This window comes from Mycobacterium sp. (assembly GCF_008709575.1).
Classification (GTDB): domain Bacteria; phylum Actinomycetota; class Actinomycetes; order Mycobacteriales; family Mycobacteriaceae; genus Mycobacterium.
This window is the reverse complement of sequence record NZ_VYIK01000227.1, coordinates 1-870: the sequence shown is the minus strand read 5'-3', so window position 1 is coordinate 870 and position 870 is coordinate 1. Positions and strand designations below refer to the sequence as shown.

The window sequence follows — 870 nt, the reverse complement described above, 5'->3', positions numbered from 1 at the left end:
GCCACGACGAGCGGGCAGTGTCACGATCCGGATGTCTTTTACTTCGGTGCCAGGACGCCGCGGCGCACGAGTTCGCTCACCGCGATCTTGGCCATCACGTCGGCGCAGCCGCTGCACGCCGCTCGCGCGGCGCCGGGATCACGCCGGTGGATGGCGCTGGTCTCGTCTTCGTAGAACGGCAGCATTTCAGCAGTGGCGTTGGGATAGCTCAGCAAGAACACGCGGGGAATCAGGCCCAGCGACGCCCGGATCATTGCCTGCAGCCGCGGTCCGGCGTACTCGTCGACGATCGCGCAGCGATACTCATGTGCGGCCCGCACGAAGGTGCGCGCTTCCCTCGCGTTGCGCAGGGTCGGCATCAGCGTTTCCAGCTGACCCAGGAGCCGCGGGGTCGGGTGGGCCGCCGCCCGCGCCGATGCGACGCCGTTGAGCACGCCGTGCAGCTCGTGGTGTTCGTGGACGGTGTGCTCGTCGAACCGTTCGACGAACGCGCCGCGATGGTATCGGGTGGACAGCAACCCGTCGTGTTCGAGCTGGACGATCGCCTCTTGCACCGGCACGCGGCTCATTCCCAGTTTTTGGGCGACCTCGTTACGGTCGACCCGATCACCGGTGCGCAGCTTGCCGGTCACCACCAGGTTGAAGATGTGTGCAACAACCTGGTCTTTTTCCTTCACCCCGTATGTCTTCGGCATCGCCCTTCCCGCGAATTTGTGGGCCAGTTTCGCACGCCGACGGCACTGAAGGGGACTTAACGGCGATCACGCCAGCGGCACAACGCCTCGGCGCCGCGCAGGTCGTAGTCCGGGCCGGAGGTGCCGATAGTCAGCAGCGTCACGCCGAGGTCGACCAGCGACTGGGCCTGTGCAA

The 870-nt window shown here is 66.2% G+C and carries 1 protein-coding gene and 1 pseudogene; both read right to left on the bottom strand.

The features are described from left to right. Positions 1-38: 38 nt before the first annotated feature. Positions 39-695 carry a GntR family transcriptional regulator gene (locus F6Q13_RS18085; RefSeq protein WP_293059475.1) on the bottom strand — a complete coding sequence of 219 codons (657 nt, stop codon included), beginning with the start codon at positions 693-695 and terminating at the stop codon, positions 39-41. A gap of 56 nt (positions 696-751) precedes the next feature. After that, positions 752-870, bottom strand: a pseudogene (locus F6Q13_RS18080) (LLM class F420-dependent oxidoreductase); the annotation flags it as partial.

Coding starts and splice junctions, on each gene's coding strand:
- F6Q13_RS18085 (WP_293059475.1), bottom strand. CDS start 695: ATGCCGAAGACATACGGGGTGAAGGAAAAAGACCAGGTTGTTGCACAC.